Source organism: Clostridium sp. LIBA-8841 (assembly GCF_057782475.1).
Genome location: NZ_CM173488.1, coordinates 1241301 through 1257938, shown reverse-complemented (window position 1 = coordinate 1257938; position 16638 = coordinate 1241301). Strand labels below are relative to the sequence as shown.

The 16638-nt window shown below is 27.0% G+C and carries 14 protein-coding genes; 2 read left to right on the top strand and 12 right to left on the bottom strand.

Translation table 11 applies throughout. The annotated features are described in order from the left end of the window. Positions 1-497: 497 nt before the first annotated feature. The 3 genes from AC2A4K_RS05385 to AC2A4K_RS05375 form a co-directional block, all read right to left on the bottom strand. Entirely contained in the window at positions 498-2912 is a 2415-nt protein-coding gene (locus tag AC2A4K_RS05385) for a glycoside hydrolase family 2 protein (protein WP_322503991.1), read from the bottom strand. 206 nt (positions 2913-3118) lie between these two features. Further along, entirely contained in the window at positions 3119-3772 is a 654-nt protein-coding gene (locus AC2A4K_RS05380; protein WP_322503992.1) for a Crp/Fnr family transcriptional regulator, read from the bottom strand. Positions 3773-3983: 211 nt separating this feature from the next. Continuing rightward, a complete protein-coding gene (locus AC2A4K_RS05375) occupies positions 3984-4442 on the bottom strand; it encodes a MarR family winged helix-turn-helix transcriptional regulator (RefSeq protein WP_322503993.1) in 459 nt (152 codons plus the stop codon). A 127-nt stretch (positions 4443-4569) separates the two neighbouring features. Between AC2A4K_RS05375 and AC2A4K_RS05370 the strand changes: the two genes are divergently transcribed. Then, positions 4570-5925 carry an MATE family efflux transporter gene (locus tag AC2A4K_RS05370; protein WP_322503994.1) on the top strand — a complete coding sequence of 452 codons (1356 nt, stop codon included), beginning with the start codon at positions 4570-4572 and terminating at the stop codon, positions 5923-5925. Between the two features lie 157 nt (positions 5926-6082). On the opposite strand, the gene AC2A4K_RS05365 is transcribed toward AC2A4K_RS05370, so the two are convergent. From AC2A4K_RS05365 to splB, 7 genes are all read right to left on the bottom strand, one after another. Beyond that, positions 6083-6976, bottom strand: a complete 894-nt coding sequence (locus AC2A4K_RS05365) for a hypothetical protein (protein WP_322503995.1) — start codon at positions 6974-6976, stop codon at positions 6083-6085. Positions 6977-7340: 364 nt separating this feature from the next. Continuing rightward, a complete protein-coding gene (locus tag AC2A4K_RS05360; protein WP_322503996.1) occupies positions 7341-7595 on the bottom strand; it encodes a hypothetical protein in 255 nt (84 codons plus the stop codon). Between the two features lie 43 nt (positions 7596-7638). Then, positions 7639-9339 carry an FAD-dependent oxidoreductase gene (locus AC2A4K_RS05355; RefSeq protein WP_322503997.1) on the bottom strand — a complete coding sequence of 567 codons (1701 nt, stop codon included), beginning with the start codon at positions 9337-9339 and terminating at the stop codon, positions 7639-7641. Between the two features lie 74 nt (positions 9340-9413). Then, a complete protein-coding gene (locus AC2A4K_RS05350; protein WP_322503998.1) occupies positions 9414-9734 on the bottom strand; it encodes a rhodanese-like domain-containing protein in 321 nt (106 codons plus the stop codon). A gap of 244 nt (positions 9735-9978) precedes the next feature. Next, entirely contained in the window at positions 9979-10923 is a 945-nt protein-coding gene (locus AC2A4K_RS05345; protein ID WP_322503999.1) for a coiled-coil domain-containing protein, read from the bottom strand. Positions 10924-11139: 216 nt separating this feature from the next. Then, a complete protein-coding gene (locus tag AC2A4K_RS05340) occupies positions 11140-12081 on the bottom strand; it encodes a hypothetical protein (protein WP_322504000.1) in 942 nt (313 codons plus the stop codon). Between the two features lie 740 nt (positions 12082-12821). Next, a complete protein-coding gene (splB, locus tag AC2A4K_RS05335) occupies positions 12822-13841 on the bottom strand; it encodes a spore photoproduct lyase (RefSeq protein ID WP_322504001.1) in 1020 nt (339 codons plus the stop codon). Between the two features lie 166 nt (positions 13842-14007). Here splB and AC2A4K_RS05330 point away from each other — a divergent pair, with 166 nt between their 5' ends. Beyond that, positions 14008-14547 (top strand): hypothetical protein, encoded by a 540-nt coding sequence (locus AC2A4K_RS05330; protein ID WP_322504002.1) that lies wholly within the window; start codon positions 14008-14010, stop codon positions 14545-14547. A gap of 507 nt (positions 14548-15054) precedes the next feature. On the opposite strand, the gene AC2A4K_RS05325 is transcribed toward AC2A4K_RS05330, so the two are convergent. Both AC2A4K_RS05325 and AC2A4K_RS05320 read right to left on the bottom strand, forming a co-directional pair. Beyond that, positions 15055-15429, bottom strand: a complete 375-nt coding sequence (locus tag AC2A4K_RS05325) for a DUF956 family protein (RefSeq protein WP_322504003.1) — start codon at positions 15427-15429, stop codon at positions 15055-15057. A 287-nt stretch (positions 15430-15716) separates the two neighbouring features. After that, entirely contained in the window at positions 15717-16628 is a 912-nt protein-coding gene (locus AC2A4K_RS05320; RefSeq protein WP_322504004.1) for a PTS system mannose/fructose/sorbose family transporter subunit IID, read from the bottom strand. Positions 16629-16638: the final 10 nt, after the last annotated feature.

Here is a 16638-nt window from a genome sequence, read left to right as displayed (position 1 = left end):
CTAACTTAGGAATCAATTGATATCAAAGTCTTTTATCTAGACTTTAACTGAATTATATATGACTATTAAGCTAATATCCACTTTTTCACCTATGTTTTACCAATATTGTTTTTGGGTATACAGTAAAAATGATTCTATACTATTAAATTATTCATATTAATCCTATTTTTATAGTATAAAGCATATAAAATCTCTATGATATTTTTTCATATATTAGCTAATAATATTATTGGATCCTCTTATTTCTTTTTTTGAAAAATTATATTTTCGACAGATGTCGTCCTTTCAAAGTTACATAAAAAAGGGTTATATCATTATTAATTACATGAAATTATAGAAATCATAATAAGATACTCTATAATGACTTTTAAAATTAATATAATATAATATAACCCTTTTTGCTTAAATATTTAATTATCCAATTTATAAGTTTTAAACTTTATATTAAAAGATTTATTAAATAAGCTCTTCTAAAGTACTTTAGAATAAATACTACTTTACTTAACTTCTATAGTAACTTCTTCTTCAAAATACATACTCTTAACCTTTATTTTACAAAGTCCAACTTCTCCATGAGTTCTTACCCAAAAGGCTGTCGCTCCTCCAGAAATTCCAAATTTACTTGGGCCCATTATACTTAAAGGTCCTTCTATTTCAACCTCAATAAAATCATTATTTATGAAGAGAACCTCGCCTAAATTATCTAAAAGTTTAACAACAATCCTTGTAGCATCATAACTTGACTTATCTAAAGAAAGTTCTAAGTCATCTGGTGTAATTTGAAGCTTGTTCATACTTCTTAACTCACCAATTTCCTTTGAAGCAACCTCTTGATCATTTATGAAACCTTTTATAGTTAAAGCATTTTCTTTATCACCCCAGCCTCCAGCTAATTTATAAACTAAAGACATTATCTTAAATACTGGTACATTAACTTTTTCACTGAATTCTTCTATATATTTATAGTCCTCTTCAGCTAAATTTGTTAAATTTGAATTTTTTAATTTATTTAATACAAACTCCTTGATTTCAACTTTTGCATCCTCACTAAGAGGTATTTCTAAATCCATAGCAAGAATGTGTGAAATCTCTATTGGTGGATGTGGTAAATTAGGAAATTTCTCCTTATTGGGGTGATAAGTATCAATATATATTCCATCTTTAAATAGCTTTATATAATCACAGTTTGTAAGAACAGTAAATGGAAGTATTGCACCACCATCTCTTTCTCCTTTAGCACCTAAAGTAATAGGCTCTAAAACAACTCCATTTTCATTATCTTTTTGGCTAGCATATGAATAAGCTGCATACTTAGGATTTCTAAACATATCAGAAACTCCATGATAACAAATCTTATCTCCTGATCCAAAGGAGCTATGTGTATTATAGTCAAAAGCACACCATCCTATTGCTCCGCTTATTTCATCTAATCCAAAAGACTTATTAATAACTCTTAAATGTCTATATGCATGTTCAACCTTCTTACTTTCTTGATCAAAACTTTTAGTTGGATACATATGACCATTATACTCAGTTACTAAGTAAGGAACTTTTTCAGCTTGTCCTGTTACTTCACTTTGAGTTCTTAATACCTTTTCTCCACCACTGTGTATAAAATCATTCATAGTGTATACATCTTCTATGAAATCACTATTTTCTAGATATCTAACTCCTCCAGTTTGTCTAATAGGATCTAAACTTTTTGCCATAGCATTAGTTTTCATATAAAAATCATGACTATCTTGAGACTCATTTATTCTAACTCCCCATAAAATTATAGAAGGTCTATTGTAGTCTCTTTTAATCATCTCTTCTACATTTTTAATTGATTCAGCTTGCCATGCCTCATCCCCTATGTGTTGCCATCCTGGTATTTCTTCAAAAACTAATAATCCAATTTCATCACATTTTCTTAAAAAATGTACTGATTGTGGATAATGAGATGTTCTAACTATGTTAAGTCCTAATTCATCTTTTAGAATTTCAGCATCTTTTTCTTGAATCCTTTGAGGCATAGCATATCCTACATATGGATAAGACTGATGACGATTTAATCCTACAAGTTTTACTTTTCTTCCATTTAAATAAAAACCATCTGGTCTAAACTCTGCTTCTCTAAATCCAAAGGTATCTTTATATTCATCTATAACTTCTGATCCTTTTAATAGTTTTACTCTTATTTCATAAAGTTTAGGATTTTCTATATCCCATAATTCAACCATATTTAATTCATCTATTTCTATATTTTTAACGCTTACCCCTTTTTCTATTGGCAAACTCATTTTTAAAACTTCTTCGAAAGTTTCATCACCAAACTCTACAACTATCTCTAAATCATTTCTGTCTTCTTCAAAGTTATTTATTTCTATATCAAGTTCTAATTTTTTCTCTTCCTTTAGACAATCATATGCTCTTGCATATAAGTTATTAATAAATGTAGGTTCAACTATTCTTAAGGAAACTTCTCTGTATATTCCTCCATAAGTTAAATAATCAACAACATATCCATGGGGAGGTATATCAGGTCTTTCAGTTGAATCAACTACAACTTTTAATATATTATCCTCATTTATTCTTATGGCCTCTGTAATGTCTACTGAAAAGTTAGTGTAACCACCCTTATGTCCACCAACATGAATTCCATTTAGATAAACCTCTGCTGCTATCATAACCCCTTCAAAGTCTATAAATACCTTTTTCCCTTTAACCCCTTCATCGAATCTTAATGTTTTAGCATAAGTAGAAATAAACTGATATGCTTTTTCATCAAAATAGTTATATGGTAACTCTATATTCGTATGAGGTAAATCTACTCCTTCAAAACTACTAAAATCAAATTCATTTTTTAAATACTCCTTATTGTAATCCTTTGCATAAAACCATTGATTATTGATATGAATTATTTCTCTCATAAATTCCCCTCCTAATTTTACGATTAATTCTACGTAAATCCCAAGTAAATTATTACCATATATATTATACACGCTTTCTCTATGAACTTTCTTTTAACAATTAAAATTTCTAACAAATAATTTAAATTTGTTCAATATAAAAACACTTTAAACATAACAAGATAAATAAAACTCCTTATTAATGTTCAAAGTGTTCTAATTTGCATTTATAATTTTTTAATTAATGTTATTTTTCCCCTAGATAAGATTAAAACACCTTCGTTTTCTAACTTCTTAAGTTTTCTACTAACAACTTCCCTTGAAGATCCTATTTCTTTTGCAATCTCATTATGGGTAATATAAATATTACTTGTACCTTTTTCTTTTAAAAACTTAGCAAGTCTAGTATCGATTGGCTCATGTATTATATTTTCGTTTTTATCTATTATTCCTCTGAACTTTCTATATAAATCTTTATATAATAGTTGAAAAAACTCTAAGTTATTAAATAAATATTTGCTTAATACTTCTGGTGGAACTATAAACATTTCTAAATCTTGAATAGCATACCCTTCTATGTTAAGAGGAAGACAATTCATAAAGCATCCAAGAGCTTCATGACATAATTCACCTTTCTTTATAGTATATAAATTAGTCTCATCTCCCTCTTCATTTATTCTTTGAATTTTTAATTCTCCTTTAATTACTAAAGGAAAACCTGCACAACTTTTTTCTTCACTTGACTTAATGAATTCCCCACTTTCAAGTTCTATTAATATTATTTTTTCTTCAAAAGCACCATGACTCTTCTTATTTATATCCTTTAATACTGGATATATCTCATAGAGTAAGTCTAATTTTATACTTATATTCTTGCTCATATCTAAAACTCACTCCTTTTTATTTTTTTAGGCTCTTTTTAAATTAGTGTTGATTTTAAGATATGACTGTAAGACCATCTTAATGAGCAATACTTTGCGAAATTAAGCTAGGTCTGAAGGGCTAGCTTAAAATAAACATTCACTTAAAACATAGCTTTTATTAAAATCTTATTTATGCATTGTTTCTAGGTTTTCTCACTACCAAACTTATTTATCTACTAGGTTTTATTTTTTTTACCTCTTCTCTTATATTCATATCCATTTTTTTTAATATTTTTAAAGCTAACTCTTTTTCCTCTTTATTAAATCCTTCTGTAAGTATTTCTGACATATTACGGAGAACATTTCTAATATCCTCTTCTATTTCCTTTGCCTTATCTGTTGAATAAAGCCTGTGCTTTCTCTTGTCAACTTCATCTTTTTCTTTATATAAATACCCTTTTTCAATTAAAGATTTAACACCTTTAGCAACCTCATATTTATCTACCTTTAAAAGATTAACAATTTCATCTTGGCATATACCTTCTTTGTTATAAACCTTAATAAGATAAATATACTCACTTTTATTTATATTAAATCTTTCAAGATTTTTACCTATATAATAAACATTATTTCTATATATTCCAGTTATAAATTTTCCAAATAGTTGATCATCATATAAGATTTTCACAGCATTTCCTCCTAGTAAAACTCTCTATATTTATAGTAGCAAATAAAATTACAAAATAAAACAATCTCCTTTTACAACTTAATTAAATATAATAGTTGTATAAAGCAACTATTATAGGAGATATTAGATGAATCATGATTATATTTTAGGCGAAGAAAAAATTCTAACTGCCTTAATGAAATTAAGCATTCCAGCAACCCTTGCTATGCTTGTTAATGCTATATATAACATTGTTGATACAATCTTTGTAGGTCGTGAAGTTGGTGCTTTAGGAATTGCAGGTGTATCCATATACCTTCCCTTACAAATGATTATGATGTCACTGGCAGCATTAATTGGTATTGGTACAGCTTCAATTTTCTCAAGAAAAATTGGACAACATGACTTAGAGGGAGCTAATAAAGCTTTTGGTAATCTAATTTTATTAGTATATTCCTTTTCAATATTTACATTAGTATTTGGATTTATATTTTTGGAGGAACTTGTAAAATTTCTTGGTGCTAGTAATGAAGTCTTACCTTATGCAATGGATTATGCTAAGTCAATACTTCCTGGAGTTTTATTTTTTCCAATTTGTGTAGCAGCTAATAATATAACAAGAGCTGAAGGAAGTGCAAAGGATGCTATGTGCTGTATGAGTATTGGAATGGTTGCAAACATAATTCTAGACTATTTGTTCATATGCAAATTTAATATGGGAATAGTTGGTGCTGGTTTAGCAACATCAATTTCTAAATCACTAAGCTTTTCATATTTAGTTTATTATTTATTAAATAAATCCTCTGTAAAAATTAAATTTGAGTATATAAAATTTGATTTTTCAATATTTAAAGAAATTATTGCAATAGGTTCCTCTGCTTTCATAACTCAAGTATCTATTAGTCTAGTTACATTACTACTAAATCATTCCTTAGTTAAATATGGTGGAAATCTTGCCTTATCCATATATGGAATAGTGTACAAACTTACCTTGTTTATACAAATGCCTTTATCTGGACTGGTTCAAGGAATGCAGCCTATTGTTGGTTTTAATACTGGAGCTAAAAACACGACTAGGGTTAAGAATACATTTAAATTAACATTAATAATATCAACTTGTATTGCTACAATTTTCACCTTAATAATATTAATAAAATCTGATATATTCATGCAATTATTCACAACAGATGCTATTCTAATAACTGAAGGAAGTAAGGTATTGAAAAGTAATATAATTATGTATCCAGTACTAGGCATATACCTAACATCTATTGGTTTCTATCAATCAACAGGAAGAGGAAAAGAATCATTAATTTTATCTTTACTAAGACAATTTATTTTCTTTATTCCACTTTCAATAATACTACCATTATTATTTAACCTTGACATATGGGGTATATGGATAGCCTTCCCTATTTCAGACTTCCTAGCATTCATATGCACATTAATAATTGCTAAAATAAGCCTTAATAAAAAGTCTATAAGCAATGAATCACTAGTTTAATTAACTATCTAAAAACTTTAAAAGGGAGTATATCAAACTTATATACTCCCCAAATAATTTCAGTTCATTTTCTTTTCAACCTATTTATCAATAATATTCCTTCTACTATAATTAAAAGTAATACTATTTATATAACCTCTGAAACCTTCTATTTTTATTAAAATTTTATTGATGCATTATTTCTAGGTGTTCCTTCTGGGTATTCATAAGTATAATCAGGAAGTTTATGATCTTGATGAATATCTCCATTTAAAGCATTAAGCTCATAGGTTCTAGTATGTTCTCCATTGAAAAATATATTACCATAAAAAGAACCATCTGCTGGAGTTATATACATAAATAAGTTCTCTCCTGAATGTTCCGGATAGCGTTTAAAATAAGCCTTTGCAATAACCTTTTCGGCTTCTCCATAAGTTATGTATGGAAATCCTGGCTTTTCTCCTCTCTCATTCTCTGAGATATTTGTTTTATAATAGTATGTTTTTAAACTAGCCTGCTTGTTTTCATTTTCTTTTAATTCTTGTTCCTTCTTAGCTGTTTTTTCTTGCTCTACTCTTTGTTTTTCTTCCTCAATTCTCTTCTTTTCAGCTTCAGCTTTTTTTCTTTCCTCTTCTTCTTTTTCTTTTGCTATTCTTTCAACTTCCTTCTTTTTCTCAATCTCTTTGTTTATCTTATCTTTTAAGCTATTTAATTCTGTGTTTATAACTTCTACAGTGCCTTCATTGGTTGTATTTAATATATCTAAGGCCTCATCTAGCTTATCTTCATCATAAATTTCAGTTGCTAATTTAATCTTTTCCTCTTGAACTTCTATATCAGATATCTCTTCAAGCTTCTTATTAACTTCTGTATTTTCTTTTATTTTCGTACTTTCTATATATAGATTTTTAGCCTCTTCATAATTATTAGCTTCAAATTCAGCTAATGCTTTTGAAATTAAATTATTATATTTTGCTCTTTCTCTAGCTTCAGAAACAACTATCCCGGTTGTTCCTACCAATAAAATAACTGTAGCCGTAATAATAACAATTTTTATTCTCTTTTTTCTCACACTAATTCCCCTTTAACCTATATTATCTTTTTAATTTTACAATTAGCTTTAATAATATTAATAGAATACACTTAACATTAAATTTATTCTTCAACAGATTATCATAGGTATTATGAAAAAACAATTTAAGGGAATATTAATTTAAACTTTCTTAATACATCTTTAATCATTAGCTTATTAAATGAATTATATAAAATTTTAATTTTTCTTTTTAATTAATTTTTACTACAAGTTATTAATAATTCTATTATGAAAATATTGTCCTTTAAAATATAACTTTAAAAATTTCGTTAATTAAATATACACATATTTTTTTCTAACTTTTTAATGATATACTTATGTTATATGTAAAAATATGGAGGTTTTATATGAAAGAATTATTAGAATCAATATTTTTATCCATAATCATTTCAATTGCAGGCTTATTTTTAATTTCTTTAGTGCTACCATCAATTGAATTGGCATCATTAATTCTTGTTTTAACAGTAGTAATACATTGCACACGACTAATTATAACTAAGCTTGATGAACTAAAAAAAGACTTATCTAAAAACAATGAAAGTATTAAAACTACAGAAATTAAGGATACCCTGTAGCTAAATTTAATTATGAGTGGCATAAACCTTACACCACTCATAAAACTTTTAATTCCTTATTTAATATTAATTAAAATTATATTCTGTTACTATTGGCTCTCTATTCATTGTCTTATCATTAAAATATTCGTAGAAAGAAAGTGCCAAGAAACTTCCTGCTATATTAGTTATATTACTATATCCTAAGTTTTGAAGAACTAAAGCTGCATTATAACTTCTTTGACCAGTTCTGCAATGCACGTAAACTGGTATATCCTTTGGAATTTCATTTACTCTTTCTCTTAATTGGCTAAGAGGAATATTTTTTGCTCCTTTTATATGACCTCTTGCAAATTCTCCTTCTTCTCTAACATCTATAATATAAGCTCCTGATTCTACTAACTCTCTTACTTTATCTACATTTACCTGTTTAAATGATTCTCTTAATAAATTTGATCCTACATAACCTGCATAGTTTACAGCATCCTTAGCAGTATCAAATGGTGGTGCATAACAAAGCTCTAAGTCTCTTAAATCATCCACTGTCGCTCCAAATTTTATAGCAGTTGCAACTACATCTACCCTCTTAGTTATATCACCTTTTCCTATAGCTTGTGCTCCTAAAACTCTTCCTGTAGGAACCTCATAAATTAATTTAAAATGAATTGGATGACTTCCTGGCATTATTCCAACCTTATCTGATGGTATAACTCTAACTATTCCATATTCTATATTCATTTTTAAAGCCTTTATTAATCCTTCATTTAATCCTGTTGATGCTCCATTATAATCGAAGACTTTTATTGCTGATGAACCAATATATCCTTTGTTTAAAACTGGTAATCCGTTTATGTGGTCAGCCGCATTTCTAGCTTCCTTTTGAGCTGGCCCTGCTAATGAAATCTTTGCCTGTGATTGAGTTAATGCATTAAATACTTCAATAGCATCTCCTACAGCATAAATATCTTCATCTATTGTTCCATAGTTTTGATTCACTTTTAAAGCACCAGTTACTCCTATTTCTAATCCTGCTTCTCTTGCAAGCTCAGTTTCCGGCGCTATTCCAATTGCCATAATAACAGCATCAGCCTTTATTTTCTTTCCAGACTCAAGTATAACCTCATTCTCACCAAATGATGTAACCTTTTGTCCTAATATTAGATTAATTTCATGGTCATATAATTCTTTATGAATAATTTGAACCATATCATAATCAAAAGATTTTAATATTTGATCCATAGCTTCTATTAAAGTTACATTAAATCCTGCTTCTTTTAAATTTTCAGCAACCTCAACTCCAATAAATCCTCCACCTATTACAGTAATATCTTTAACACCATCTGATTTAACAAAAGTATTTAGTTTATTTATATCTACAACATTTCTTATTGAAAATACATTAACCTTCTCTATTCCTGAAATATTAGGAATTATAGGCTTAGCCCCTGGAGACAATACCAATTTATCGTAAGATTCTGTATAAGTTTCATCTGTAACAAGATTTCTTACAGTAACTTCTTTTTTATCTCTATTTATAGAAACAACTTCATTATTTACTCTAGCTTCAATGTTATATTGTGCTAAAAACTTTTCTGGACTCATAAGAATAAGTCTATTGGCTTCTCCTATGGTTCCACTTAAATTATATGGAAGTGAACAGTTTGAAAATGATACATTAGGTCCCTTTTCAAACATTATAATTTTATCTTCTTCACTAAGTCTTCTTAGTCTTGCTGCTACAGAAGCGCCTCCAGCAACTCCTCCAACTATTAAAATCTTTCTTCTCATATTTATACCTCCAAATTTCTCTAAAATTTATCGAACACTCTAATAATTTTTCTTCATAAAATACATCTTACAAACTACTTAAGTTTTGTACCTACATATGAACCAATACCACCTGACACATTTACAACATCGTATCCTTCTTTACTTAAAGTACTTGTTGCTCTTGAACTTCTTCCTCCTGATTGGCACATTATATAATATTTCTTATCTTTATCTAGATATTTTGATGGATTTCCTAATATATCTCCCATAGGAATATTTTTAGAATTTTTTAAAGCTCTTAATTTATATTCATATGGTTCTCTTATATCTATTAAATTTATTTTTCCTAACATAGAATCTAAATCATTAACATTTATACTTTCTGCCGAACTTCTTCTTAAAAATGAAAACATAATTTTTTCCTCCGCTTCTCATACCATATTTTATTTAGATTTAATCTCTTTATATAAATCAATATTTCCTTTTATTAAAGAAATTAATTTTTAATCTTCCTCATGACCTTATTATAATTCTAAAAAAAAGATACTTATGTGACTAAGTCACACAAATATCTTTTTTTATATTAAATCTTAAATTTTCTTAGTACTTTTAAAAAGCTATTGTTGTAAAACTATATGATTAATATATATATATTAATCAACTTACTGTTCTAGCTATATTTTCTAACTTTTCATTTAATTCTTTAATTTTCATATTAACTCTTATTTGTTCATTTTTTAATTTTTCCGCTATTCTTCTTATTTCACCTTCAAGTTCATAAATTTCATACAATGAGCCTTTTGTATCTTCTTTATCTGAAAAATCATTAAGCATACAATTAAAGAAGTGATCGAAAATATAAGCAGTTCCACTAATATCCTTATCTTCTAAAGACATTGTTTTTCTAACAGCTTTTAATTCTTCGTTTAACATCTCAACAGAATAACTTAATCTTTCCATAGTAGATTTTATATAATCTATTTTTTCACTATTTTCTATGGAATTTATTATCCCTGTACCTACAATAGTATATGGTCCCCAATTTTCAATACCTTCTAAAGCGCTTTTTATTTCATCAGCTATCATGAGAGCATTTTCTGCTTTATTTAAAACTTCTAAAACCAAAACTTTTTCATTTAAAAGAGAGCTGATTTCATTTTCATATTTAATTATCTCATCTTTAACATCTAAATTACTTCTTTTTAATATATCTATTTTTTGTATTATAAGAGCTTCATATTGATTATCCTCTACTTGTAGCTCTCTTAACTTTTTCTTTTCTTCCTCTAAATCATTGTTTAAGTTTTTAATATCTGATTTTAAATTATCGTATTTCAATTTAGCATCTAAGTACTCTTTCTCTTCCTTGTTTAATTTTTCTTTTTTATTATTCATTATACTTGCCATTAAGTTTGAGAAAGAAAATGATTTTAGCCTTTCTACATCTTTTTCTTCCTTAATCAAATTTTTTTCTAAAACTTTCAATTCATCTTCTTTATTGCTTAAAGCTTCTTCTATTGATGAAATTTTATTTTCCAAAGCTTCTTTAAGTACCTTATTATTTCTATACTTTTTGATTTTTTCATCTATTTCTTTAATCATTTGCATGTCTCTTCTATTACTAACACTTTTAAAAAATTACAAATCATAAGTTTTTAAAATTATTAGCAACTTCTCCTCCTCTTCATCAAAATTTAATTGTTCCCTATTAAACTGAATATAGCATACCCCTAACTTATTGTAAATATATGTATTACTTTATTCAGCAACGTAAAATTTATAGTTTAATTTAAAGTAATACATATATTTTATTTCTAATTAATTTTTCTCAATAATTTTTTCTAATTTATCATTCAAAGTATTAATTTTTACATTTATAATATTTTCTTTTTCTTCTAATCTATTTATTAACTTTATCATCTTATTCTGAAAGTCTTCAATCTTATATAAAGAATCATTTATTTCTCCTTGGACAGAAAAATCAGTAAATATGTTATCAAAGAAAATATCAAAGGTATATGAAAGTCCACTTATATTTAATCTTTTACTAAATACTGAAACATCAATATCTCCTAGTTCTTTATTAAGTCTTTCCACAGCATAACTAAGCCTTTCCATATAAGTCTTAGCATCATCAATTCTACTATGTTTAACTGCAGAGGAAATCATTCCTCCTGCGATTATGTCATATGTTCCCCAACTATGAGCACTATCTAAAGAGTCTTTAACTTCTTTACTAATCATTAAACAATTATTAGCCTCTCTTAAAGCCTCTGAAATTTCAGTTTTGCTACTTAATAATTCTTTTATTTCATTTTCAATATGAATTATCTCATCTCTTATATTTAAATTTAATTTTTTAATTAATTCCCTTTTCTCACTTATAAGATCTTTATATCTTCCTTCAATATTGATTAAATAACCTAATCTCTCATTAGTACTTTCTATATCATGTTTCAAATTCTCAACCTTGGACTTAAAGCTATCATATTTAAGCTTTGCCTCTAAATATTCTTTTTCTTCTTTCGCTAATTTTTCATCTTTATTTCTTAGTAAACTAGCCATTAAATTTGAAAATGAAAGCGTCTTAAGCTTTTGAACATCCTTTAATTCCTTTTTCAGACTTTTTTCAAGCTCAAATAGTTCTTTTTCTTTATTATTTAAATCCTCATTAAGAATTAAACTCTTCTTTTCAAGAATTTCTTTTAAAGCTATATTTTCACGGCACTCTTTTATTTTTTCATTTAACTCTTTAAGCATAACCACTCTGCTACCTATATTTATTGAAATATTTTAATAACAATACAAAGTTAAGGTAGCATTCTATCCCCCTTTTCCCAAAATTATTAAAACTATTATAAAACCTTATATTAATTATCAATAATTAATATAAGAAATTTAACATCTTTATACTCTATAATTACCTAATCCTATAATAAAGATGTAAATTCATAAGTTATGAAATTAATTTAAATTATAATTTCCTAATATTATTAAAAAATATCCCAGACCTCTTTTTGTGGATATTATCATTTAACCATACAGATTTATATTTCTCTAAAGAGTCATGTTTTTTCTTATATCATCAATAATTTTTATATTTTCAAACTTTGAAAATATCACTATAGTTCTTCTTATATTTTTCATTTCCCCCTCTCTCTTCTCCTATAATTTTATCACTTATTTTAGAATTTATGTTAATATATTACTTTAGTTTTTTTATTTTACTAAAAAATTTAGGATAGGAACTTTTTAAAAGACCTATCCTATTATTTAGCCTAATTTTTAATTATATCTATGATAAAAACAATCTTCATATTTAATTAGTACAATAAATGTAGCTACTAAAAATACTATTAGCACCAATTTTAATTTAATTCTTGTATTTTTTATGCTTTTCAATTTTATTGTCAAAATATGAGTTAATATTATTTATTAACCTCTCAAAAATTAATACCATATTTATCTTATCTCCCTTAAAGGCCTATTTGTATGATTAATTATATTATGTACCTTATTACACTTAAAGGAAAACGCTTTTCAATTTCTTCTTTAAAAAATTCTTTTATTTCTTGCATATCTTCTTTATTATAAACATATTTGCCATAACCAAATTGACCATATTTAAATTTTCTTTCTTCTTCATTCATAGGAAGTGAGGTATCTGGAAATATTTCAATTATTCTATTTTTAGCCTTTATGGTATATCTATGACTTATGACTTCAAAACCTAAATTTTTATCTTGTTCTATTGGAATTTCGCTTCTTAGCATATCTAAAAGCTCCTTATACTCTTCCTTCCAATTTTTATATAAAAATACTGGTGCAATTATAAATCCTAAAGGATATCCTGCCCTTGCAACCTTACCAGCAGCTTCAATTCTTACTTTTGCTGAAGAAGTTACATGTTCATAATCATTTATTACTTTATCTGTATTTATGCTAAATCTTATTTCTGTGTGACCATTATGATTTAAGTTTAAAAGGCTATCTATATCATTATATTTAGTAACAAACCTAAATCTAGCAAACTCTTCTTTTCCAAAATACTCTATGCATTTAGCCAAAGATTTAGTATATGGTTCAACAGGAATTGGATCTGAAGTTGCTGCCCCTTCAAATATTGTTACATCGTACTTTCTCTCTTTAATATATTTATCAGCTTGCTTTAAAATTTCATCTATATTAACATGTACTCTAACAAAAGGTTTATCCCCTAACTGAGTATTTAAATAACAATATTCACATTGTCCCATGCATCCTGAAACTAAAGGTAATTGATAATGAGCAGAAGGCTTACAACTTTGAAATTTCATACTCTTTTTAACTCCTACAACTAAGGTTTTCTTTCCTTCTCTATACTGCTCATGAAGATTTTCACCTGGAATAGATGATTTTGCTCTATTAGATGTTAAATTTATAATTTCTACTGGTTTTTCTTTAAAAAATCTATATATATCTTTTCCTAACTTATAATCTAAAGATCCTTTTTCAAATATAACTCTCTTTGGAACAAACATATATGTGCTTTAGTAAAAGTACTGACCTCTTACTAAATCCTCCTCTCTAATATTTAATATATAATTATTGTTTCCAAATACTATTTAATAAATTTAAAGAATAATCTCTCTAGGTTTTATGCTATAATTTGCTTAATTGGTAATTTTAAGAAAAGAGGTGTTTTTCTTGATAAACTTTTATGAAATGAATCTAAACGACTTTGAGGCTCTTAATAAAAAATTTCCATATTTAAAAACTCTGTTTTTATTTATTCTAAGTATCCTCTTACTTCTTAGCCTAAATTTATTTTCACCAAAGATAAAAGTAGATGCTTCAATATCTAAATTAACAGAAGAAGATATGTATGCTAATAATTTTGTTGATGAAAATTGGAATGCAAAAGATAGTACTAACTATAGAAATGTAGATATTTCAATATCAGTTAAAAGTTTTCCCTTATTTATAAAAAACTTTAAAGTAGAAAAAGATAAATTGCTTGATTTCTTTGATTACAATTCAAATATTCAACCTATAGGTGGAGGTGGTAGTAGCATTTCTGAAAATTACAGTGGACAATATTCAGAAAATAAAAAAGTTATACTACTCAACGGTGCTACTGATAATGATATTATTAGTAAATTAAAAAATTATAAATTAAAATTCTCTTGGGAAAATATATATGGTAAAAAATTTGAAAAAGATATTAATTTAAAAGAATGTTTTTAAAAATTAATGCTACTATATTATCATAACTTAAATATACATTTAGACTTATACCTTTTATAGCTCTTTTTTAGCTTTATTTGGTTCTTTTCCACAATCTATTAGTTCTTTTTTTCTAATATTTCTAAATGTCTATAAAGAGTTAAAATTGATTTTATATTTAATGTTTGAGTTATTTCGCTGACAGTTTGAGGAACCCCCTTTCATCTTATAAATTCTACTAAAAACTTATATATTTCTTCTTGTTTTTTCATATGTTCACTATATATATATAAAAGAAGTAGCCTTTAATTTTCTTATAAAGCTACTTCTTTTTAGGTTTTTTATTTTTTTCGTATATATTATATTAAAAGAGCTTGTAATGACCATCTTCATTTTTTTCACACTAATAGTTACAATACCAATATATAAGTTTGAATTTTTGTATCCAAAATATTGATATAGATCTAGACCCATCTGGTTCTCTGTTTTATATCTATTTTGTTATACCAAATACAAAACTCTTTAATATTATTTCTTCTTAAATAATGATTTTACCGCTCTTTTGACAACATCAAAAAAACTTAACGACTTAACCATGTGATCTGGGTCAACATATTTTCTAACAGTACGAAGTACTTTCTTTGTTTCCTTAGAAGCAAAAGAATATGTACCATTTTTCTTTGTTTTTATTGCATATCGTGGAATCCACTTTCCTTTTAGTATTACTGACACAATGACATAATCAACCTCTTCCCAAGGAATTTGAATGAATTTTTGGTAATCACTAGAATTATAAAATTCAAAACCTTTGTCACCAATCATTATTTTCCCATAATCCGCAAGGCCTGTAAAAGCTGTTGCATCAACTACTAGATCCACCTTTGTATTGAGTGATTGAATCATACGTTCTACCTCTTTCTACTTAGTATAACAATTTTATTTTATCTATATATTTCTTAAAAGAATTAAAAAGCCATTAACAAAAAAATCAGATAAATATAATTAATGTGCTCATTAAATTTAATACTAACTTTATTTATTTTTTAATTAGAATTTAAATTTAAGTACTTATTCTTCCATTCTATAATATCACAAAAATTATTTTTCTTACTCTACTTTAGCTTCTTTATGTTTAAGAAAAGCCTAGGCTAAGTAAAAAATATTACATTAACCTAGGCTAAATAAAAATATTACATTAAACCTATTACATGGAAAACAATACCGATTACGAATAAAGAAAGAATAATGACAATTGGAGATACTTTCTTCTTAAGTAACCACATACAAAGGAATGTTAATAATAATCCTGCAAGTCCAGGAATCAATGAATCTAAGTTACCTTGTAATGTTGTAACCTTATCAGGAGTTAATGATAATCCAGAAGCTTGTTGCAATAAAGCTTGTTTAACCCCTTCTGCTCCAGCAGGAAGACTATTCCAATCAATATAAGCACCTGGGCTTAACTGAACAGATGATACTACTGGTGTAAATTTAATGGATACCCATCTATTTACCAATGACCCTAATATGAACATACCAAGTATAGATGCCCCTTTTGTAATATCCTGTAATAAATTACCTGATAAATCTTCTGTAATACGAGAACCTGCTTTGTAACCAAACTCTTGTGTGTACCAAGTAAATGCCATACGAATAATATTCCAACCTAAGAAGAATATAATTGGCCCCAATATGTTACCTGCCATAGCAAGTGAAGCACCTAATGCTCCTAATATAGGTCTAACAGTAAACCAGAAAACAGGATCTCCAATACCAGCTAAAGGTCCCATCATACCAACTTTAACCCCTTGAATAGTTACATCATCTACCTGTGCTCCATTTGCACGATCTTCTTCTAATGCTAATGTTACACCAATAATAGGTGATGCTACATATGGGTGAGTGTTAAAAAACTCTAAGTGACGTGTTAATGCTGCTGATCTTTCTTCTTTAGTTTTATATAATTTTTTGATGGCAGGAATTAATGAATATGCCCAACCACCATTTTGCATTCTTTCATAGTTCCAAGATCCTTGAATGAAAGTTGAACGCCACCAAATAGAAAGACGGTCTCTTTTTGTTAACTTTAATTTTTTTTCCATTTTCGTCTTA